Origin of the sequence: Caballeronia sp. LZ019, from assembly GCF_031450825.1 — a bacterium.
Classification (GTDB): domain Bacteria; phylum Pseudomonadota; class Gammaproteobacteria; order Burkholderiales; family Burkholderiaceae; genus Caballeronia.
Genome location: NZ_JARTVZ010000005.1, coordinates 2,517,145 through 2,536,695, shown reverse-complemented (window position 1 = coordinate 2,536,695; position 19,551 = coordinate 2,517,145). Strand labels below are relative to the sequence as shown.

Here is a 19,551-nt window from a genome sequence, read left to right as displayed (position 1 = left end):
GGTGAATGGATCAGGCCGCGATGAGGTCGTTCAACCTGAAACGGGCGATCCGGTAGATCTGATCGAGACTCGTGCGAAGCTCTTCGTCGCGGTCGTGATTCACCCGCTCTTCGAAGTTCGCGATGATGCCGTGACGGTCGTAGCCGCGCACAGCCAGGATGAACGGAAAGCCGAACTTCTGACGATACGCCGCATTCAGCGACTGCAGCTTGTCGAACTCTTCCTGCGTGCAGAGGTCGAGGCCCGCGCCGCTCTGCTCGCGCGTCGATTCAGCGGTCAGTTCGCCGCGCACCGCCGCCTTGCCCGCAAGTTCCGGGTGCGCGTTGATGAGCGCGAGCTGCCTCTCGCCGCCGGCTTGTTCGACGGCCTGCGACATTGCCGCATGCAGCGCGTCGATGCTCGCGAACGGCCGCTTCTGCGCCGCGATCTCGGCGACCCAGGGCGAATGTTCGAAGATGCCCGCGAGCACGGTCACGAACGCATCGGCGGGCATGACGTTGAGTTGTTCGAGTGTGGTTTGCATCGCTTTCATGCCGCCGTCCCGTTGTTGGTTTCGCCCTTGGTTTCGGTGTTCCCCTGATACGGATGATGCTCGCGCCAGTGCCGCGCGATATCCACGCGCCGCGTCACCCAGACGCGATCATGCTTCTCGATGTGATCGAGAAACTTCTGCAGTCCCCGGAATCGCCCGGGACGCCCGAGCAGCCGGCAATGCATGCCGATGGAGAGCATCTTCGGCGCCTCGTCGCCTTCTTCGTAGAGGACATCGAAGGCATCGCGCAGATAGGTGAAGAAGTGATCGCCCGTGTTGAAGCCCTGCGGGGTGGCGAAGCGCATGTCGTTGGTATCGAGCGTGTACGGCACGATCAGTTGCAAGGCGGTCTTGCCGCCCGTCACGTCAACGTCCATCCAGAACGGAAGGTCGTCGCCATAGTAGTCCGAGTCGTACAGGAAGCCGCCGTACTCGGCGACCAGCCGGTGCGTATTCGGACTGTCGCGCCCGGTGTACCAGCCGAGCGGACGCACGCCGGTGACGCGCTCGATCGCTTCCATGCCAAGCCGCATGTGCTCCGCTTCGCGCTCGGGCGACATGTCCTGATAGTGAATCCACCGATACCCATGACACGCGATCTCATGTCCCAGCTCGACGAACGCCTTCCCCAGCTCGGGATGCCGCTCGATCGCCATGCCGACGCCGAACACCGTGAGCGGCAGGCCGCGCTTCTCGAACTCGCGCAGGATGCGCCAGACGCCCGCGCGCGATCCGTATTCGTAGATCGATTCCATGCTCATGTGACGCGACGGATACGCCGCCGCGCCCACGATTTCCGACAGGAACTGCTCCGAGCCGGCATCGCCATGCAGCACGCAGTTTTCGCCGCCTTCTTCGTAATTCAGCACGAATTGCACGGCGACGCGCGCGCGTCCCGGCCAGTTCGCCTGCACGGGGTGGCGGCCGTAGCCGATCAGGTCGCGCGGATAGTTCGGATCAAGAGACATGGCTGGGGTAGAAAGCTGGGCGTTGAACAACGGATTGTCAACGATTCAGTGTAGCGAAAAGGCCCGCACGCGCCCATACAGCGGCGCAGATATTGGCAATCAGCGCGGACTGAAATCGGCGAGCACGCCGTCGTAGCGTTTCGCGAGCGGACGAGCGAAGTCGCCGCGTTTCGCCGTATGCAGCCTGAGTGCCGCCAGCGCCTCCGCCCACTTGACCGCCGCCGTGACGCCTTCGACGACCGGCGCGCCGATCGCGTCCTCGACTTCGCGGCAGAACTCGGCCATGCCCGCGCAGCCGAGCACGATCGCGTCCGAACCGTCTTCGTCCAGCGCGCGCCGGCATTCGTCGACGATCGTCGCGCGCGCCGCCGATCCCGGCTCGTCGAGCTCGAGCACGGCGACGTTGGTCGCACGCACGTTCTTGCAGAAGCGCGACATGCCGTAGCGTTCGGCGAGATGCCACGCCATGCCGCACGTGCGCTGCAAGGTCGTCACGACCGAGAACCCCGGCGCGATAACGCTCGCCGCGTGCATCGCGGCTTCCGCGATGCCGATCACCGGCCCGCGCGCCAGTTCGCGGGCCGCGTACAGCGCGGGGTCGCCGAAGCACGCGATCACGTAGGCATCGACGCCCTGCCGCTCGCCCGCCTCGACTTCGGCGAGCAGGCCGAGCGATGCGATCGCTTCGTCGTAGTACCCTTCGATGGACGGCGGGCCCATCGTCGGGCTGACGGCGATGATCTCCGTGCCCGGTGCGGCGACTTCACGGGCGCAGCGGGCCATCGAAGCGGTCATGCGCTGCGTCGTGTTCGGGTTGATGAGTTTGATGCGCATTGCTGTCTCCTTCCTTTATTCGCCTTGCGCTGCACGCTTGCGGTCTGCCAGCATCCAGTAGAACACCGCGCCCAGCCCCGCGCCGATGAACCACGAGAAGTTCGCGGCGCCTTCGAGCGACGGCAGCATCACGCACAGAATCGCGATGACTGCGGCGGGCAGCAGCGCCATCACCGCGCGGCGATTCACGCCCTTCGTGTACCAGTACTTGCCGCTCTCGGACGTGGTGTACAGGTCGTCCACTACGAGCTTGCCGCGCTTGACCAGATAGAAGTCGATGATCAGGACGCCGTACAAAGGCCCGATGAAGCTGCCGAGAATGTCGAGCGTGTAATGGATCACGGCCGGGTTGTTGAACAGATTCCACGGCGTAATGAAGATCGACGCCGTGGCGGCCAGCATTCCGCCCATGCGCCAGCTAATGAGACGCGGTGCGACGTTGGAGAAATCGAAAGCCGGCGACACGAAGTTGGCCACGATATTGATGCCGATAGTCGCGATGGTGAACGTCAGCGCGCCGAGGATCACCGCGGTCGGATGATCGATGCGGCCCACGGTTTCGACGGGATCGGTAATCAGTTGTCCGAACACCGGCAAGGTCGCGGCAGTCGTAATGACGGTGACGAGCGAGAACGCGAGGAAGTTGACCGGCAAGCCCCAGAAATTGCCGCGCTTCACGCTGCGAAAGCTCTTGCAATAGCGCGAGAAGTCGCCGAAATTCAGCATCGGCCCGGAGAAATACGACACGACGAGCGAGATGGCGGTGATCATCACCGGCACCACTTCCATGCCGTGATACTTCACGCCGCCCAGATTCAGCCCGATGTTGCCGATGCCCGCGCGCCACACCATATAGCCCGCGAGAATGAACATCACGACGTACACGGCGGGACCGGCGAAGTCGATGAACTTCTTGATCATCTCCATGCCGCGCCAGAACACCACGGCCTGCAGCACCCAGAGCAGCATGAAGCCCGCCCATCCGAGCGCCGATAATCCGACGAAGCCATAGCGATGCACATCGGCATAAGGCATCAGCGAAGGCACGAACTTCAGCACGACGATCACGAGTGCGCTCGACGCCAGATACGTCTGGATGCCGTACCACGCGACCGCGATCAGCCCGCGAATCACGGCGGGAATGTTGGCGCCGAGCACGCCGAAGGTCGCGCGGCACGCGACCGGATACGGCACGCCCGCCACCTGGCTCGGCTTCGCGATGAGGTTGCACAGCACGTTCACAAGCCCGATGCCGATCAGGAGCGATATGAGCACCTGCCAGCTCGTCAGGCCCAGCGCGAAGAGACTGCCCGCGAACACATAGCCGCCGACGCTGTGCACATCCGACATCCAGAACGCGAAGATGTTGTATGCACCCCAGGTCTGATTCTTCAGGGGTGCGAGGTCTTCGTTATACAGGCGATCGCTGTAACCGGCGGGCATGCCGATCTCATGCGCGGGGGATTGTCCGTCGTACTGGTTCTCATACGGCGGCAGCGCGGAACTGCCGGGCGTTGCACTGAACTGAGCCATGACCTCTCCTTGGATGGGCGGCTTGCGAAATGAAAGCGGCAAATGCTCGGGCGACAAGCGTCGATCGGATACCTTCGGCAGTTCGGGCAAGCGCCCGGCCACACGCGGCATTCTTCGGATTTGCTGAAGTCTTCACGGCGTCGTGCCAAGGGCGAACGGGACGTGTGCCCTGTTCGCCCGCCGATGGACGTTTTCATTGCACGCTCTTGCGAGCGCTCTGTTCAGTGCTGCGCATGCTGCGTCTGCCGCGCATGCGTCTCTTCACGCGCTCGTCTTGCGAGCGCGGTCTCCAGTTCGTTATGTCGTGATACAGCGCATCATGCGCCGAACGCCTTTTCGCGTTCGCCGGGGCGCGCGAATACTTCCTTCAGATCGACGGCGCCGCGTGCGGGCCGCTCGAGCATCTTCAATTCGACATCCCGCAGATGCTGGGCCATCAAAGCGGCCGCTTTTGCAGCATCGCCGGCATCCAGTGCGGCGAGAATTGCTTCGTGATCCTCAAAGGAACACGAGCTCTTGCCGAGCGATTCGTACAGCGCCGAAATCAGCGTAGAACGCGCGACGAGTCCCGACAGGCAATCGCACAGCACGGTATTGCCGGTGAGCGCCGCGAGTTCCGTATGAAAGTCGCCCGACAGGCGAATCCATGCGGAAAAATCGTGGTTCTCGAACGCGCGCCTTTCACGTCCGATGGTCGCGCTGATCGACTTGAGCCGGCGCGTGCCGTGCCCCTTCCCTATCCGCTCGACGACCGCCAGCTCGATGATGCGGCGCATTTCGAATACTTCATGCACTTCCTGCAGCGACGGACTCGCGACGAACGCGCCGCGATTCGGTTCGAGATCGACGAGCCGTTCGTTCGCCAGCTGCGCGAGCGCCTGACGGACCGGACCGCGCTTCACATCGAACACTTCGCATAACTGCGCTTCGGTCAGCTTCGCGCCTGGCGCCAGGCGATGTTCGAGGATCGCGGCGCGGATGCTCTCGGCGATCGACTCGGCATTCGCGCCGGCTGAAGCGTTCGATGCAGCACTCGGTTTAGTGTCGGACATGATGTGCTCGCTTGCATGTTGAACATCTTAGAATCGACATAAAGATTGTCAACAATTGAATTTGGATTTCCGGGCTTGAGGGGACGTTCGGACGTGACCGACCGGGGTCGAACGCCTTTGCCGACCGGTCTTTCGACGGATTCAGATAAAATTTGTCAGCATTGACGGCACTTTTTTGTCGACAATTTCGGCGCTGGCGTGGTGCGCTATGTTTTCTGGTTGGCGCAAAATCGGACGGTTAGTTGCGGACTATGGCTCAGATAAAGGCGCTCGGGGAGCGCCTTTAGTTACTGCGTTAAGCGAGGTGCGGATAGTCGCTCATCCTGAGCGTAAAGCCGCGCTCCGTCGCGACGAGATGCGCCGTCGCACCGAACGGCAGCGTCAGCAGATTCTCCACATGCCCGAACTGCAGGCCGGTCACGAACGGCACGCCCGTCACTGCCCTCACCTGATCGATCATCGCGTCGAGCGTGTAGCCGTTGTCGTATTCCGACAAGCGTCCGCCCGAGAACTCGCCCATCACGACCGCCTGCTGCCGTCCCAGCACGCCCGCCTGATGAAGCTGATAGATCATCCGTTCGATGCGAAACGGATGCTCGTTCACGTCCTCGATGAAAAGAATCCCGTCATCGACAGGCGGCAGATAGGGCGTGCCTACCAGCGCCGCCAGCATCGCGAGGTTGCCGCCCCACAGCATGCCCGTCACGTCAACGGACTGGCGCTGCGGCGCGTGGCTCGTCACGGTGAAGCTCGGCCGGGAAATGGCCTGCCAGAAGTTGTGCATCGTGAAGGCGCTGACGTTCTCCGCGCCGAAATCGCCGGCGAACATCGGGCCGCCGAAGCTCTTCACGGCGGCGCGCGCATAGAGCGCACACTGGATCGCCGTGAAATCGCTGTGGCCGACGAGCGCGACCGGCTGATCGGCGAGCCGCCGCAGGCCGTCGTAATCGAGACCATGCAGGATGCGCGACGCCCCATACCCGCCGCGCACGGCGAGCACGATGTCCGGCAGCCGCCGCGACGGGTCCGCGAGGCGGTTGAGATCGGCGGCGCGCTCGCTGTCGGTGCCGCCGAAGCGCTGGAAGCGCCGTCGCGTCGCTTCGACGTTCTCGACGCGATGGCCCTGCGCCCGCAATCGCCCGATGCCTCGCTCAACGGCTGCCGGATCCTGCGGATAACCAGAAGGCGCGACGAGATCGATGGTGCGTGATTTCACGGTTCTATGGTGTGTTGGTTTAGGAAGCGTGAGCCTCGCGGGCCTGACGCGCAGCACGTTCTTCGCGTGCGAGGCGCCGGCGTTCGGCGAAGAAATTCTTGAGCGCGTGACCGCATTCGTCGGCGAGCACGCCGCCCGTGACCGTCGTGTGATGATTAAGCTGCTCGTTCGCGAACATGTCGACGACACTGCCGCACGCGCCCGTCTTCGGGTCCGTCGCACCGAACACCACCCGCGCGATGCGCGCATGCATGATCGCGCCGGCGCACATGAGGCAAGGCTCGAGCGTCACGTACAGTTCGCAGCCCGGCAGCCGATAGTTCCGAAGCGCCTGCGCGGCGGCGCGAAGCGCGGCCATTTCGGCATGCGCGGAAGGGTCGTGCCCGCGAATCGGGTGATTGAATCCCGTCGCGATGACTTCGTCGCCCAGCACGATGACCGCGCCCACCGGCACTTCGCCCGCGCGGCGCGCTTCATCGGCGGCGTGCTGCGCCATCGTCATGTAGCGGCGGTCCCGCTCGCTGGCCAAAAGGCGCGCAGCATTTTCGGCCGCATCGGGCGTAAGAATGACCGTCAAGATTCCTTCGACTCCATGTCGCCTGCATCGCCTTGTGCGGCCGCGCGCTCCGACAACCGCTCGGCGATGCGCCGGCGATATTCATGCGGCACGCAGCCGCCGCCGCGCAGCGATTCGATCGCCATGTCGAGGGCGAGCATCTTCACCTGGATACGGCAGCGGGCGGCAGGGTCCGTCACCTTGTCCAGCTCTTCCTGGAGACCGCGCAGCGCGCGAAGCTGTTCGACGGCCGGCGGGACAAAGCCCGCGTTCTTGAGTATGCGATTGGCGACGCGCACTTCCTCGGGCACGAGGAGGTCGTCGTCGAGTTGCTGCGGGGCGCCTGCACCCGGCAAGTCCTTGAACTCGCCGCGGGCTGCGGCTTCGTTGATCCGCTGTTCGACTAAAGCATCTAGCAATTTCATCGGGGATTGCGACCGGCTTTCATCCAATACGGACGCGGTCTGTCACGATTTGCGTGGTTAGCCTGAAGTCGGACGGCAGCCGGAATGACGCGCTCGCGCGTTGTTCGGCACATCTCGACAATCCATCTCGTATTCTATCAGCGGCCGCCTATTGCCATCGGCGCCGCGCACGGACGTTCGGCGCGTGCGGATTTTCGCGCAACACCGGGGTTGCAACATACGCCAGCCGTGGCGTGCGTTATCTCGCCTCCTGTCGGGCTTACATCAGCCGCAAGGGGCCGCTTGCTTCGTTGTCGATGAGCGGAAAGTCTCGCGAACCGGGCAATTCGTAATGCCACCACTCGCTTGCGATATGCGTGAAGCCCGCGCCATGCATGACGCCGAGCAGCAGCGTGCGATTGCGTTGCACGTAGATCGGCAGGCCGGCGTGGAAGTGGGCGGACTCGGGCACCATCGCGTCGAATCCGGTGCCCATGTCGAGCTCGCTGCCGTGTTCGTCGACGAGCGTGAGGTCGATCGCCGTGCCACGGCTGTGGTTCGAGCCGCGGCCCAGTTCGGCGATGAAGTTCGGATCCGGCAGGAAGTCCCACAGCACTTTCTGCGCTTGCGGCGGGCGGTACGCGTCGAAGATTTTCAGCGTCATGCCGAAGCTACCCGCAATGCTGACCGCGCGGCGCAGCGCGGCTTCGGCGGGTTCGAGCAGCAGGCAGTGCCCGGCCTTGTAGATGGCTTTGCCGGTGAGATTGCGATCGGTCGCGTAGACGAGATCGATGTGGACGTGATGCGTTTCCGGTGTGACGTGCAGCAGACGGGATCGAGTCATGTAATCGGAATCCTGGCGTGTTTTTCGTCTTCGTGGCAACGGTCGATGCGGCTACCGCTAACCATAACCCCGACCAAGAAATACGTGAACGGTTTCGCGCAATCGTCGTGCGTCGGTCAGGACGCGAGCGGCCAGCACGCCAAGATTTCGTGCTGCGAACGCCCGAGCAGACTGCGAACGAGCGAGAACTCGCGCACGGTCCATTCGATAGGCTCGATGGTTTGTCGGGCGATGCGCTGCTCCGTGTACAGCAAGGTCACGTGCGGGATGAACTGCGGATGCGATCTCACGGTGATGCCGGCCGCTTGCAGCGCGTTGCCGAGACGATCGACGAAAACGGAAAACGCCTGGTTCGGATTGCCGGCGAGGACGAGCGGACGTCGCGGGCGGCGCGATGAGAAGGTTTCGATGCGGTCGAGCGCGAGGTCGAATGGCGGCGCCGCGACGGAGGATGCCGCGACGCGCGCCTGATGGATGACATCGGCAGGCAGGCCCGCGAACGCGCCGAGGTAATGCAGCGTGATGTGCAGACGATCAGCAGCGATGGGCGTCGCACGCAGCCTGTGCTCGATGCGCAGGCGCGCCGCCTCGTCGTGGATGCGCGAGGCGGCGGAGGCGTCGGGGTGGATAGCGAGGAAGAGGGAGTCGGTGGGCCTTGGGGTGCTCATGTCACTGACTCCCGCTTTGGGGGGCTAGATTACTCCCACTCGATCGTCGCAGGCGGCTTCCCCGAAATGTCGTACACGACGCGATTCACACCGCGCACTTCATTGATGATCCGATTGCTCACATTCCCGAGCAATTCATGCGGCAGATGCGCCCAATGCGCGGTCATGAAGTCCAGCGTCTGCACCGCGCGCAGCGCGACGACGTACTCGTAAGTCCGTCCATCGCCCATCACGCCGACGCTCTTGACCGGCAGGAACACCGCGAAGGCCTGGCTCGTCAGGTCGTACCACGACTTGCCCGTCTCCGGATCGACGGTATTGCGCAGCGTCTCGATGAAAATCGCATCCGCCTTTCGCAGCAGGTCCGCGAACTCGCGCTTCACTTCGCCAAGAATACGCACCCCGAGGCCCGGTCCAGGGAACGGATGACGATACACCATCGCCGGCGGCAGTCCGAGCTTCACGCCCAGTTCGCGCACTTCGTCCTTGAACAGCTCGCGCAGCGGTTCCAGCAGTTTCAGATTGAGCGTCTCGGGCAAGCCGCCGACGTTGTGGTGGCTCTTGATCGTATGCGCGCCCTTCTTGCCCTTGCCCGCCGATTCGATCACGTCCGGATAAATCGTGCCCTGCGCGAGCCACTTCGCATCGGTCAGCTTCTCCGACTCGGCATGGAACACTTCGACGAACTCCGCGCCGATGATCTTGCGCTTCGCTTCCGGATCGGTGACGCCGGCGAGCTTCTGCAGGAACGCTTCGCTGGCGTCGACGTGAATCACCTTCACGCCCAGGTGATCCGCGAACGTCGACATCACCTGCTCGGCTTCGTTCTGACGCAAGAGGCCATGATCGACGAACACGCACGTCAGCTGATCGCCGATCGCGCGATGCAGCAGCGCCGCCGCCACCGACGAATCCACGCCGCCCGACAGACCGAGAATCACGTGCTCCCCGCCGACTTGCGCGCGAATCTTCTCCACGGCTTCATCGATGTAGTGGCCCATCTCCCAATCGGCCCGCGCGCCGCACAGTTCGAGCACGAAGCGATCGAGCATCGCGCGGCCTTGCACCGTGTGCGTGACTTCCGGATGCCATTGCACGCCGTAGAAACGGCGATCGTCGTCGGCCATCGCGGCGATCGGGCATGCGGGCGTCGAGGCCATCAGCTTGAAACCTGCCGGCAGGTCCGCGACCTTGTCGCCGTGGCTCATCCACACCTTGAGCATCGCCTCGCCTTCCGCATTCCTGAAGTCCTCGATGCCCTCCAGAAAGCCCGTGTGATTCAGCGCCTGCACTTCCGCATAGCCGAATTCGCGCACCTTGCCGAGTTCGACCTTGCCGCCGAGCTGGTCGGCCATCGTCTGCATGCCGTAGCAGATGCCGAGCACAGGCACGCCGAGATCGAAAACGATCTGCGGCGCACGCGGCGACTTCGCCTCGGTGACCGAATTCGGCCCGCCCGACAGGATGATGCCCTTCGGCGCGAACTCGCGGATGAAGGTTTCGTCGACGTCATACGGATGAATCTCCGAGTAGACGTGCGACTCGCGGATGCGCCGGGCGATCAGCTGGGTGACTTGGGAGCCGAAATCGAGAATCAGGATTTTGTCGTGCATGGCTGCGGGCAAAGGCTAAGTGAACGAATGAGGTGTGGGCCGACAAGCGTGCATTCAGGCGGCTTGTCGCCAATAAATCGACGGCCGGCGCGAAGGCCGACCGTACTTGTGCTTCCTGCTTGCGCGCGTCGATGTGACGGGCTGACCGTCGGCGCGCCGTGCGCGTGTGCCTGTGTCTGCGTGCGCGCGTTCAGCGTGGTGCTCCGCTCGCCGGATCGGGAACGACACGCCCCGTCAGCGGATCGACGCGCCGGCCCGTCGCCGGATCGATTTCCCCGCTGATGACCGGATCGATGCGTTTTCCCGTGACCGGATCGATCTCGCGGCCCGTTTGCGGATCGAGCGTGCGGCCCGTCACCGGATCGACCATGCCGGCTTCGGATCGCACGCGCGAGGCGGCAGCGGGCGTGGCGGCATCCACCGTGCGGCCGGTGACCGGATCGATAGCGGTGACGTCGGGGGCGCGTGCGGCCGGACGAGTGGCGGTATCCGGCGGCGTCGGGACCGCCACGACGGGCGGACGCGTTGCATCGCGCGTCTGCGCGGCTTTCTTCTCCGCGCGTTCCGCGGATGCCGCGCCGGCCGCCGCCGCGCGCTCGCGCCGCCGCACCGCGGACGCGAGCCGCACGCTGCCGAGCCCCAGCACCACCAGCACGATGCCGATCAGCGCCGCGCTCACCTGACCGAAGCCGTCAACCTGCGGCGTGCGCAGTCCGAGCAGCCACACCAGCACGATCACGCCTGACAGCCACTGCACGTGACCCGACGCCTTAGCGGCCGCCGCGGTCAACGCGCCGTCGATCGCGGCATGCAGCGAGAGCCACGCGAATCCGAGCAGCGCGACGCCGAGCAACTGCCCGGCGAACGCGGGTTCGACGCGCATCGCCCCGAGCTGCAGCCCTTCATAAAGACCGGCCCAGGGCGTCAGCAGGAACAGCACGCCGAACACCACGAAAATCAGGGCATTGACGACCAGCACGGCGCGCAGCAACGGTTTCATGATGGGTCCACCAGGGTTATCGACGCACTCACGGACAAACGCGTCAACGCATTAATCGACGTGATAATTCGGCGCTTCCTTCGTGATCTGCACGTCATGCACATGCGATTCGCGCATGCCGGCCGCCGTGATCTGCACGAACTCCGCCTTCTCATGCAGTTCGGCGATGGTGCGGCAACCGCAATAGCCCATGCTCGCGCGCACCCCGCCGACGACCTGGAAGAGAATGGCGTTCACCGAACCCTTATAGGCCACACGCCCTTCGATGCCTTCCGGCACGAGCTTGTCGATGTTCGCCGAGTTGTCCTGGAAGTAGCGGTCCGCCGCGCCGTCCTTCATTGCGCCGACCGAGCCCATGCCGCGATATGCCTTGTACTGGCGGCCCTGGAACAGGAACACGTCGCCCGGTGATTCTTCGGTGCCCGCGAGCATGCTGCCCATCATGACGACGTTCGCGCCCGCTGCGAGCGCCTTCGACACGTCACCCGAGAAACGCACGCCGCCGTCCGCGATAACCGGCACGCCGCTGCCGCGCAGCGCTTCGGACACGTTGGCGATGGCCGTGATCTGCGGCACGCCCACGCCCGCGACGATCCGCGTGGTGCAGATGGAGCCCGGTCCGATGCCGACCTTCACCGCATCCGCGCCGTACTCGACGAGCGCCTTGGCCGCCGCCGCCGTCGCGATATTGCCGCCGATGACCTGAACGCGCGGATAGTTCTGCTTCACCCAGCGCACGCGTTCGAGCACGCCTTGGCTATGGCCGTGCGCGGTATCGACCACGATGACGTCAACGCCTGCCTGCGCGAGCAGGTCGACGCGCTCTTCGTTGTCCGGGCCCACGCCCACGGCCGCGCCGACGCGCAGCTTGCCGTCTTCGTCCTTGCACGCGTCGGGGTTTTCGGTCTGCTTGGTGATGTCCTTGACCGTCATCAGGCCGCGCAGCTCGAATGCGTCGTTGACCACCAGCACGCGCTCCAGGCGATGGCTATGCATCAGCGCCTTGGCTTCGGCGAGCGAGGTGCCTTCCTTGACCGTCACGAGACGCTCGCGCGGCGTCATGATGTTGCGCACGGGCTCGTCCAGCCGCTCTTCGAAACGCAGGTCGCGGTTCGTCACGATGCCGATGAGTTGCGCGCCCTCCACCACCGGGAAGCCGGAGATGCCGTGTTGCTGCGTCAGCGCGATCACGTCGCGCACGCGCATTTGCGGCGGCACGGTGATCGGATCGCGGACGACGCCCGATTCGAAGCGCTTGACCTTGGCGACTTCGCGCGCCTGCTCTTTTGCGGTGAGATTCTTGTGAACGATGCCGATGCCGCCCATCTGCGCCATTGCGATGGCGAGCCGGCCTTCGGTGACCGTGTCCATGGCGGCGGACACGAGGGGCATGTTCAGGGAAATGTTGCGAGTCAGCTGGGATTTCAGGCTGGTGTCGCGCGGGAGAACGCTGGAGAACGCGGGCACGAGGAGCACGTCATCGAACGTGAGTGCTTTCTGGATAAGACGCATGGCAAATCCTATGGGCGCAAAAGCAGATTATACCGATAGTTCCCCGGGTTTTCACTGTCTGGACAGCAGCTTACGACATTCACCTGCAAAGATCGGGCCTCGGCGCGGCCGCGCTTGCGTGCAGCTTTCGACAAGACGCCGGGCCGGCGGCGCGTGTAACCTCCGCCGTCGAACGGATCAAAGCAGGGAGTCGGGCAATGCAGCGCGGTGTGATGTATGGAATGCTGGCGGGAGCCATCTGGGGCTTCATTTTTCTCGCGCCGCGCCTGTTGCCGGACTTCTCGCCGCTCATGCTGAGCGTAGGGCGTTATCTGATGTACGGGGCGGTATCGGTTGCCGTCGCGTTGCCCTTCGCGCGGCGGCTTCTCGCAAAGCTCACGCGCGCCGATCTAATCGCGCTCGTCAAGCTCGCGCTCGTCGGCAACCTGCTCTACTACATGCTGCTCGCGAGTGCGGTGCAACTCGTGGGCGTCGCGCCGTCATCGCTGATCGTCGGCATTTTGCCGGTGACGGTCACGCTCGCCGGGCGGCGCGATCATGGCGCGGTCGAACTGAAGCGCCTCGTTGCGCCGCTCGCGCTGGTGCTCGCGGGCATCGCGTGCATCAATCTCGACGTCTTCAGCGACGTGCTCATGCATCACGGCGACGCGCCCGCTGCGAGCGTGCTGACGCGGATCGCCGGGCTCGCGTGCGCCGTCGGCGCGCTGGCTTCGTGGACGTGGTACGCGGTCGTCAACGCGCGCTATCTGCAGGCGAATCATCACTTCGACGGCAACGAATGGTCCGTGCTGTGGGGCATCGTGACCGGCCTGTTGGGGGCAATGCTCGGCGCGGTCGTCTGGATGCTGCCTGCGGGCATGGTCCAGGCGAGCGTGCCGGATGCGCGGTGGCATCTCTTCTGGATCGTGTGCTTCGCGCTCGCGACCGGTGGATCGTGGCTCGGCAACATGCTGTGGAACGCGGCGGCGAAACGCTTGCCGCTCACGCTATCGGGCCAGATGATCGTATTCGAAACGCTGTTCGCGCTTCTCTACGCATTCGTCTACGACGGCCGGTGGCCCCGCGTGCCGGAAGTGCTGGCTATCGTGCTGCTGATCGCGGGCGTGTGCTGGTCGGTGCGGCAACATAGCGTCGAGCCGGCTGCCGCGAGCAAGGAAGCGCCGGCGCATTGACGCGGTTAGCGCGCATCCTTCGATTGCCACTTGCGGCCTTCGATCGACCCCGCCTTGCGCGCCTTGTCAACGCGCCGCTGACGCGCGGTCTTCGGATCGACCTTCAGCGGCCGATAAATCTCGACTCGATCCAGATCGACGAGCGCCGCATACAGCGGCTTCAGCTTGCCGAACACGCCGACCTTCTGCGTCGACAGATCGATCTCCGGGTGCTGCCTGAGCACCCCGCTTGCCTCGATAGCCTCGCCCACCGTCGCGCCGTCGCTCAGATCGACATGCGCGTAGAAGCTGTCGCCGCCGGGCAAGCCGTAGCAAACATCGATACGCAGGTTCATTTCTTGCCGTAGCGCTGGTCGGCGCGCTTCACGAAGGAATCGACGAACGTGTTCGCGATATGACTGAAGACCGGCCCGATGATCTTTTCCAGAATGAGATTCGAGAACTCGTAGTGCAGCGCGAATTCGATCTTGCAGGCATCCGCGCGCAACGGCGTGAAGCGCCAGTAGCCCGTGAACTTCTTGAAGGGGCCGCTCAGGAACTCCATATCGATATGCGTCGGGCGCTTCTGGACGTTGCGCGTCGCGAAGTGCTGCTTGATGCCCTTGAAGCTAATGTCGATCTTCGCCTCCATGCCGTGCTCGTCCTGGCGTCCGATCTCGACGCCGCCGCACCACGGCAGGAAGTTCGGGTAGTCGGCGACATCGGTGACGAGGTCGAACATTTCTTCCGCCGAATGGCGGATCAATACGGTTTTCTGGACGTCGGCCATAAGGGCGCAGCGGGTGGCTTGTTGGGGTGGCGGCGCGCAGGACCCGCGAAGACGGCTTCGTTTGTCGGGCGGCGCGCTGCTAAAATCGTGATTTTAAACGAGTTGGGCACTTTCCATTCATGAGCATCATTGACAATAGAAAAGCCTTCTTCGATTACTTCATCGAAGAACGCTACGAGGCCGGTCTCGTGCTCGAAGGCTGGGAAGTCAAGGCGCTGCGCGCAGGCCGCGCGCAGATCAAGGAAGGCTACGTGGTGATCAAGAACGGCGAGCTGTTCCTGATCGGCACGCACATCAGCCCGCTGCCCGAGGCGTCGAAGTTCGCCAATCTGGACCCGGTGCGCACGCGCAAGCTGCTGTTGCATCGCGAGCAGATCGACAAGCTAATCGGCAAGATTGAGCAGCGCGGTCACACGCTCGTGCCGCTCAACTTTCACTACAAGGAAGGCCGCGTGAAATGCGAAATCGGCCTTGCGAAGGGCAAGAAGCTGCATGACAAGCGCGAGACCGAGAAGAAGCGCGACTGGGAACGCGAACGCGGCCGCCTGATGCGAACGGCAACGCGTTAAAACAATCGGGGCGCTCTTCAGCGCCCCGATTGTTTTCAGCTCTTGCGAATGACGCTTCCGCCCTCGCCCTTCACGATGGCCAGCGCCGACGCGATCATCGAACTCATGTCCGACATGTTGCCCGGCACGATCAACGTGTTGCCCGTCTTGGCGATGTTCGAAAACGCGCCGACATACTGCTCCGCCACCTTCAGGTTCACGGCCTCCATGCCGCCCGCCGTCTGAATGGCCGCACCGATCTTCTCGATGGCCTGCGCATTCGCTTCAGCCACCGCGAGAATGGCCGATGCCTCACCCTGCGCCTGATTGATCGCCGCCTGACGCTCGCCTTCCGACTTCTGGATCGCGGCCTCGCGCGCGCCCGACGCCAGATTGATCTGCTCCTGCTTGCGCCCTTCGGATGCCGCGATCAGCGCGCGCTTCTCACGCTCGGCGGTGATCTGCGCCTGCATCGCGTGGAGAATCTCCTTCGGCGGCGTCAGGTCCTTGATTTCGTAGCGCAGCACTTTCACGCCCCAGTTCGACGCGGCTTCGTCGAGCGCGTTCACGATGCTGTGATTGATGTACTCGCGCTCTTCGAAGGTCTTGTCGAGCTCCAGTTTGCCGATGACCGAGCGCAGCGTCGTCTGCGAAAGCTGCGTGATCGCGATCACGAAGTTGCTCGATCCATACGACGCCTTCATCGGGTCCGTGACCTGAAAGTACAGCACGCCATCCACCTGAAGCTGCGTGTTGTCGCGCGTGATGCAGACCTGGCTCGGCACGTCGAGCGGAATCTCCTTGAGCACGTGCTTGTACGCGATGCGGTCGATGAACGGCAGCACGATGTTGAGACCAGGCGTGAGCGTGGCGTGATAGCGGCCGAGCCGCTCCAGCACCCATGCGTGCTGCTGCGGAACGATCTTGACCGTGTTCACGACGATCACGATGGCGATCACGAGCAGGATGACAGCAAAAATCATTATGTGACTCCTTCAATGCTTGTTGGTGAGGCGGTTCATCGCCTGGCCGCGACGACGAGCCGGCTGCCTTCCAGCGCCGTGATGCAATACCAGCGGGCGCCCTCCGATTCGCCCGGCGCGAGTTCGACGTCCCACTGCGCGCCGCGATACATCGCGCGAGCACGGCGGTCGTGCCATTGCGCGACTTCCACGGTCGCGCCGATGTCGAGGTTCACGGCCGTATCCCGTGAAGCGTCGCGCCGCTTCCAGCTTCCGAAGCGCGAACGCCGCAGCAGCACGACCGCGATCAGTGCGAAGAGCGCCGCGACGCCCATCTGCACGTGCAACGCGAGCCCGACGGCGAACGCGATGCCGCCCGCGAGCAGTCCGAGCGCGATCATCAACAGATAGAACGTGCCGGTGAACAACTCCGTGACGATCAACACGCCCGCCGCTATCCACCAGATCAGTCCACTCATCGCCATGCCAGTCTCCAAACGAAAACACCCCGGACGAAACAGTCCGGGGTGTTTTTTATAGCATGCCGCACCTATCCGTAAGCAAGCGGAAAGGCGTGCTCACGACTCATTTTGACAAGGTCTTTGCCAACTGCTGCCACGTGTCAATGATCGTGTCCGGGTTCAGCGACATCGATTCGATGCCCTGCTTCGCCAGCCATTCGGCGAGGTCCGGATGATCGGACGGACCCTGGCCGCAGATGCCCACATACTTGTTGAGTCGCAGGCAAGTCTCGATGGCGCGCTTCAGCATGAACTGCACGGCTTCGTCGCGCTCGTCGAAGTCGGCCGCGAGCAGTTCCATGCCGGAGTCGCGGTCGAGGCCGAGCGTCAGCTGCGTCAGATCGTTAGAGCCGATCGAGAAACCGTCGAAGCGCTGCAGGAACTCTTCGGCGAGGATCGCGTTGGACGGCACTTCGCACATCATCACGAGCTTGAGGCCGTTGACGCCACGCTCCAGACCGAACTTCTTCAACAGTTCGACCACGCGATCCGCCTGCTTCAGCGTACGCACGAACGGGACCATGATCTGCACGTTGTCGAGGCCCATCTCTTCGCGAACCTTCTTCAGCGCGACGCATTCCATGTGGAACGCCTCGGCGAAGTCTTCCGCGATATAGCGCGATGCGCCGCGGAAGCCGAGCATCGGGTTCTCTTCGTCCGGCTCGTAACGCGAACCGCCGATCAGCTTCTTGTACTCGTTCGACTTGAAGTCCGACAGACGCACGATGACGGGCTTCGGATAAAACGCCGCCGCGATCGTGGCGATGCCTTCGGTCAGCTTGTCGACGTAGAACGCGCGCGGCGACGCATGACCGCGCGCGACGCTTTCGACCGCCTTCTTCAGATCGGCGTCGATGTTCGGGTACTCGAGAATCGCCTTCGGGTGCACGCCGATGTTGTTGTTGATGATGAACTCGAGCCGCGCGAGGCCGACGCCCGCATTCGGCAACTGCGCGAAGTCGAACGCGAGTTGCGGATTGCCGACGTTCATCATGATCTTGACCGGAATCTTCGGCAGTTCGCCGCGCTGGACTTCGGTCACTTCCGTTTCGAGCAGGCCGTCGTAGATTTTGCCTTCGTCTCCTTCGGCGCAAGACACGGTCACGAGCGCGCCGTCCTTCAGTACGTCGGTGGCGTCGCCGCAGCCCACCACTGCCGGCACGCCCAGCTCACGCGCGATGATCGCCGCGTGGCAGGTGCGCCCGCCGCGATTGGTCACGATGGCCGATGCGCGCTTCATCACCGGTTCCCAGTTCGGGTCGGTCATGTCGGCGACGAGCACGTCGCCCGGCTGCACGCGTTCCATCTCCGACGGATCGTGAATGACGCGCACGGGGCCCGCGCCGATCTTCTGGCCGATTGCCCGGCCCGTGGCGATGACGTTCGACTGGCCCTTGAGCTTGAAGCGCATCTCGGCCTTGCCCGCAGCCTGGCTCTTCACCGTTTCCGGGCGCGCCTGAAGGATGAACAGCTTGCCGTCGCGGCCGTCCTTGCCCCACTCGATGTCCATCGGACGCTGGTAGTGCTTCTCGATGATCACCGCATACTTCGCGAGCTGAATGACGTCCTCGTCCGTCAGCGAGAAGCGGTTGCGCTGCTCGTGCGCCACGTCCACGGTCTTCACGCGGCCCGCCTCGCCCGGCTGCGTGAATTCCATCTTGATGAGCTTCGAGCCGATCGAGCGGCGGATGATCGGATACTTGTCCTGCGCGAGCGTGGTCTTGAAGACGTGGAATTCGTCCGGATTGACCGCGCCCTGCACGACGGTCTCGCCGAGGCCGTAGCTCGACGTGATGAAGACGGTGTCCTTGAAGCCGGATTCGGTGTCAATGGTGAACATGACGCCCGCCGCGCCGACGTCCGAGCGGACCATGCGCTGCACGCCCGCCGATAGCGCGACTTCGGCGTGAGTGAACCCCTTGTGAACGCGATAGGAAATGGCGCGGTCGTTATAGAGCGACGCGAAAACGTGCTTCATGCGATCGAGCACGTCTTCGATGCCGACCACGTTCAGATAGCTTTCCTGCTGGCCCGCGAACGATGCGTCGGGCAAGTCCTCGGCGGTCGCGGACGAACGCACGGCGAACGACAGCTCTTCGGGCGAGCCGTTTTGCAGGACTTCGAATTGACGGCGGATTTCGTCTTCGAGACGCGGCTGCAGCGGCGCGTCGACGATCCACTGGCGGATTTCCTTGCCCGCTTCGGCAAGCGACTTCACGTCGTCGACGTCGAGCGTCTCGAGACGTTTGGCGATGCGATCGGTCAGGTCGTTGTGCTGCAGGAAGTCGCGGAATGCGAGCGCGGTCGTGGCGAAGCCCGTCGGCACGCTGACGCCGGCTTCGGAAAGCTGGCTGATCATTTCGCCGAGCGACGCATTCTTGCCACCGACGATTTCCACGTCGGTCATTCGCAACTGCTCGAATGGAACTACATACGCCTGATCCTTTGCGACATCGTTCGCAACATTGACTGCGTTAGTCATACAAGCCCCTAAGGTGGATGGAATTCACGATCGCACGAGTGGGCTCACATGCGGCGGCGCTCATTGGAAGCGCCGCCGCATCTCGTACAACCTGTTTGATAAGCCTTCGCTCAAGACATGGGCTCGTGCGGACCACGCACGGGACAGAAGGAAGCGGCCGTCCGAATGTGCTCTGATCGTGCCTTTAAGCCGCAAAAAGCCACGAAACGACCGCGATTCGACGAAAATCCGACTCGAATTGTCCGCAATTGCTTATCGAACAGGTTGCCGCTATTCTACCGTGCCGTATATGGAATTTGTCTCAGCAGAGACAGTCATTCCACGGCAAAATCGAGGTGTTTCACGCCTCATGGTTCGCCTGCGCA

At 63.4% G+C, this 19,551-nt stretch carries 20 protein-coding genes; 2 read left to right on the top strand and 18 right to left on the bottom strand.

What is annotated here, in order from left to right:
- Positions 1-10: 10 nt before the first annotated feature.
- The 13 genes from uraD to guaB form a co-directional block, all read right to left on the bottom strand.
- Positions 11-532 (bottom strand): 2-oxo-4-hydroxy-4-carboxy-5-ureidoimidazoline decarboxylase, encoded by a 522-nt coding sequence (uraD, locus tag P9255_RS25335; protein ID WP_309790608.1) that lies wholly within the window; start codon positions 530-532, stop codon positions 11-13.
- Complete coding sequence (gene puuE / locus P9255_RS25330) at positions 529-1,500, bottom strand: allantoinase PuuE (RefSeq protein ID WP_309790607.1); 972 nt, start codon at positions 1,498-1,500, stop codon at positions 529-531. Before puuE ends, uraD begins: the two co-directional genes overlap by 4 nt.
- A gap of 99 nt (positions 1,501-1,599) precedes the next feature.
- Positions 1,600-2,334 (bottom strand): aspartate/glutamate racemase family protein, encoded by a 735-nt coding sequence (locus P9255_RS25325; RefSeq protein WP_309764996.1) that lies wholly within the window; start codon positions 2,332-2,334, stop codon positions 1,600-1,602.
- Positions 2,335-2,349: 15 nt separating this feature from the next.
- Complete coding sequence (locus P9255_RS25320; protein ID WP_309764997.1) at positions 2,350-3,867, bottom strand: NCS1 family nucleobase:cation symporter-1; 1,518 nt, start codon at positions 3,865-3,867, stop codon at positions 2,350-2,352.
- 317 nt (positions 3,868-4,184) lie between these two features.
- Positions 4,185-4,919, bottom strand: coding sequence for a GntR family transcriptional regulator (locus tag P9255_RS25315; RefSeq protein WP_309790606.1), 735 nt, complete (start codon positions 4,917-4,919; stop codon positions 4,185-4,187).
- Between the two features lie 295 nt (positions 4,920-5,214).
- On the bottom strand, positions 5,215-6,135 hold the full coding sequence (ldcA, locus tag P9255_RS25310) for a muramoyltetrapeptide carboxypeptidase (RefSeq protein WP_309790605.1): 921 nt from the start codon (positions 6,133-6,135) through the stop codon (positions 5,215-5,217).
- Positions 6,136-6,154: 19 nt separating this feature from the next.
- On the bottom strand, positions 6,155-6,712 hold the full coding sequence (tadA, locus tag P9255_RS25305; RefSeq protein ID WP_309790604.1) for a tRNA adenosine(34) deaminase TadA: 558 nt from the start codon (positions 6,710-6,712) through the stop codon (positions 6,155-6,157).
- Positions 6,709-7,116 carry a DnaJ family domain-containing protein gene (locus P9255_RS25300; RefSeq protein WP_309790603.1) on the bottom strand — a complete coding sequence of 136 codons (408 nt, stop codon included), beginning with the start codon at positions 7,114-7,116 and terminating at the stop codon, positions 6,709-6,711. The genes tadA and P9255_RS25300 overlap by 4 nt, the downstream gene beginning before the upstream one ends.
- Positions 7,117-7,375: 259 nt before the next feature.
- The gene (gene ddpX / locus P9255_RS25295) at positions 7,376-7,939 is read right to left on the bottom strand and encodes a D-alanyl-D-alanine dipeptidase (protein ID WP_309765003.1); all 564 of its coding nucleotides are present in this window, start codon (positions 7,937-7,939) and stop codon (positions 7,376-7,378) included.
- Positions 7,940-8,055: 116 nt separating this feature from the next.
- Positions 8,056-8,607 carry an RNA 2',3'-cyclic phosphodiesterase gene (thpR, locus tag P9255_RS25290; RefSeq protein WP_309790602.1) on the bottom strand — a complete coding sequence of 184 codons (552 nt, stop codon included), beginning with the start codon at positions 8,605-8,607 and terminating at the stop codon, positions 8,056-8,058.
- Positions 8,608-8,636: 29 nt separating this feature from the next.
- Positions 8,637-10,220, bottom strand: coding sequence for a glutamine-hydrolyzing GMP synthase (gene guaA / locus P9255_RS25285; protein ID WP_309765005.1), 1,584 nt, complete (start codon positions 10,218-10,220; stop codon positions 8,637-8,639).
- A 190-nt stretch (positions 10,221-10,410) separates the two neighbouring features.
- Positions 10,411-11,220 carry a hypothetical protein gene (locus tag P9255_RS25280; RefSeq protein WP_309790601.1) on the bottom strand — a complete coding sequence of 270 codons (810 nt, stop codon included), beginning with the start codon at positions 11,218-11,220 and terminating at the stop codon, positions 10,411-10,413.
- 51 nt (positions 11,221-11,271) lie between these two features.
- Complete coding sequence (gene guaB, locus P9255_RS25275) at positions 11,272-12,732, bottom strand: IMP dehydrogenase (protein ID WP_035969465.1); 1,461 nt, start codon at positions 12,730-12,732, stop codon at positions 11,272-11,274.
- A 197-nt stretch (positions 12,733-12,929) separates the two neighbouring features.
- Here guaB and P9255_RS25270 point away from each other — a divergent pair, with 197 nt between their 5' ends.
- Positions 12,930-13,904: a DMT family transporter gene (locus P9255_RS25270; RefSeq protein WP_309765007.1), complete on the top strand. Its 975-nt coding sequence runs from the start codon at positions 12,930-12,932 to the stop codon at positions 13,902-13,904.
- 5 nt (positions 13,905-13,909) lie between these two features.
- Here the strand turns inward: P9255_RS25270 and P9255_RS25265 are convergent, their stop codons facing one another.
- Positions 13,910-14,239: an RnfH family protein gene (locus tag P9255_RS25265; RefSeq protein ID WP_309765008.1), complete on the bottom strand. Its 330-nt coding sequence runs from the start codon at positions 14,237-14,239 to the stop codon at positions 13,910-13,912.
- The gene (locus P9255_RS25260) at positions 14,236-14,673 is read right to left on the bottom strand and encodes a type II toxin-antitoxin system RatA family toxin (protein WP_309765009.1); all 438 of its coding nucleotides are present in this window, start codon (positions 14,671-14,673) and stop codon (positions 14,236-14,238) included. Before P9255_RS25260 ends, P9255_RS25265 begins: the two co-directional genes overlap by 4 nt.
- 119 nt (positions 14,674-14,792) lie before the next feature.
- On the opposite strand from P9255_RS25260, the gene smpB reads away from it, so the two are divergent.
- Complete coding sequence (gene smpB, locus P9255_RS25255) at positions 14,793-15,242, top strand: SsrA-binding protein SmpB (RefSeq protein WP_309765010.1); 450 nt, start codon at positions 14,793-14,795, stop codon at positions 15,240-15,242.
- Between the two features lie 35 nt (positions 15,243-15,277).
- Here the strand turns inward: smpB and P9255_RS25250 are convergent, their stop codons facing one another.
- The 3 genes from P9255_RS25250 to ppsA all read right to left on the bottom strand — a co-directional run bounded on the left by P9255_RS25250 (position 15,278) and on the right by ppsA (position 19,186).
- A complete protein-coding gene (locus tag P9255_RS25250; RefSeq protein WP_309765011.1) occupies positions 15,278-16,204 on the bottom strand; it encodes an SPFH domain-containing protein in 927 nt (308 codons plus the stop codon).
- A 35-nt stretch (positions 16,205-16,239) separates the two neighbouring features.
- Positions 16,240-16,668: an NfeD family protein gene (locus tag P9255_RS25245; RefSeq protein ID WP_309790600.1), complete on the bottom strand. Its 429-nt coding sequence runs from the start codon at positions 16,666-16,668 to the stop codon at positions 16,240-16,242.
- Between the two features lie 100 nt (positions 16,669-16,768).
- Complete coding sequence (ppsA, locus tag P9255_RS25240) at positions 16,769-19,186, bottom strand: phosphoenolpyruvate synthase (RefSeq protein WP_309765013.1); 2,418 nt, start codon at positions 19,184-19,186, stop codon at positions 16,769-16,771.
- Between the last annotated feature and the right edge of the window lie 365 nt (positions 19,187-19,551).

Excerpts from the sequence above, each read along its gene's own strand:
- thpR (WP_309790602.1), bottom strand. The coding sequence starts at position 8,607 with ATGAGCACCCCAAGGCCCACCGACTCCCTCTTCCTCGCTATCCACCCC.
- P9255_RS25325 (WP_309764996.1), bottom strand. The coding sequence starts at position 2,334 with ATGCGCATCAAACTCATCAACCCGAACACGACGCAGCGCATGACCGCT.
- P9255_RS25245 (WP_309790600.1), bottom strand. The coding sequence starts at position 16,668 with ATGGCGATGAGTGGACTGATCTGGTGGATAGCGGCGGGCGTGTTGATC.
- P9255_RS25280 (WP_309790601.1), bottom strand. The coding sequence starts at position 11,220 with ATGAAACCGTTGCTGCGCGCCGTGCTGGTCGTCAATGCCCTGATTTTC.
- guaB (WP_035969465.1), bottom strand. The coding sequence starts at position 12,732 with ATGCGTCTTATCCAGAAAGCACTCACGTTCGATGACGTGCTCCTCGTG.
- ppsA (WP_309765013.1), bottom strand. The coding sequence starts at position 19,186 with ATGACTAACGCAGTCAATGTTGCGAACGATGTCGCAAAGGATCAGGCG.
- P9255_RS25315 (WP_309790606.1), bottom strand. The coding sequence starts at position 4,919 with ATGTCCGACACTAAACCGAGTGCTGCATCGAACGCTTCAGCCGGCGCG.
- P9255_RS25300 (WP_309790603.1), bottom strand. The coding sequence starts at position 7,116 with ATGAAATTGCTAGATGCTTTAGTCGAACAGCGGATCAACGAAGCCGCA.
- P9255_RS25270 (WP_309765007.1), top strand. The coding sequence starts at position 12,930 with ATGCAGCGCGGTGTGATGTATGGAATGCTGGCGGGAGCCATCTGGGGC.
- guaA (WP_309765005.1), bottom strand. The coding sequence starts at position 10,220 with ATGCACGACAAAATCCTGATTCTCGATTTCGGCTCCCAAGTCACCCAG.
- P9255_RS25320 (WP_309764997.1), bottom strand. The coding sequence starts at position 3,867 with ATGGCTCAGTTCAGTGCAACGCCCGGCAGTTCCGCGCTGCCGCCGTAT.
- uraD (WP_309790608.1), bottom strand. The coding sequence starts at position 532 with ATGAAAGCGATGCAAACCACACTCGAACAACTCAACGTCATGCCCGCC.
- P9255_RS25250 (WP_309765011.1), bottom strand. The coding sequence starts at position 16,204 with ATGATTTTTGCTGTCATCCTGCTCGTGATCGCCATCGTGATCGTCGTG.
- ddpX (WP_309765003.1), bottom strand. The coding sequence starts at position 7,939 with ATGACTCGATCCCGTCTGCTGCACGTCACACCGGAAACGCATCACGTC.
- smpB (WP_309765010.1), top strand. The coding sequence starts at position 14,793 with ATGAGCATCATTGACAATAGAAAAGCCTTCTTCGATTACTTCATCGAA.
- puuE (WP_309790607.1), bottom strand. The coding sequence starts at position 1,500 with ATGTCTCTTGATCCGAACTATCCGCGCGACCTGATCGGCTACGGCCGC.
- P9255_RS25260 (WP_309765009.1), bottom strand. The coding sequence starts at position 14,673 with ATGGCCGACGTCCAGAAAACCGTATTGATCCGCCATTCGGCGGAAGAA.
- P9255_RS25265 (WP_309765008.1), bottom strand. The coding sequence starts at position 14,239 with ATGAACCTGCGTATCGATGTTTGCTACGGCTTGCCCGGCGGCGACAGC.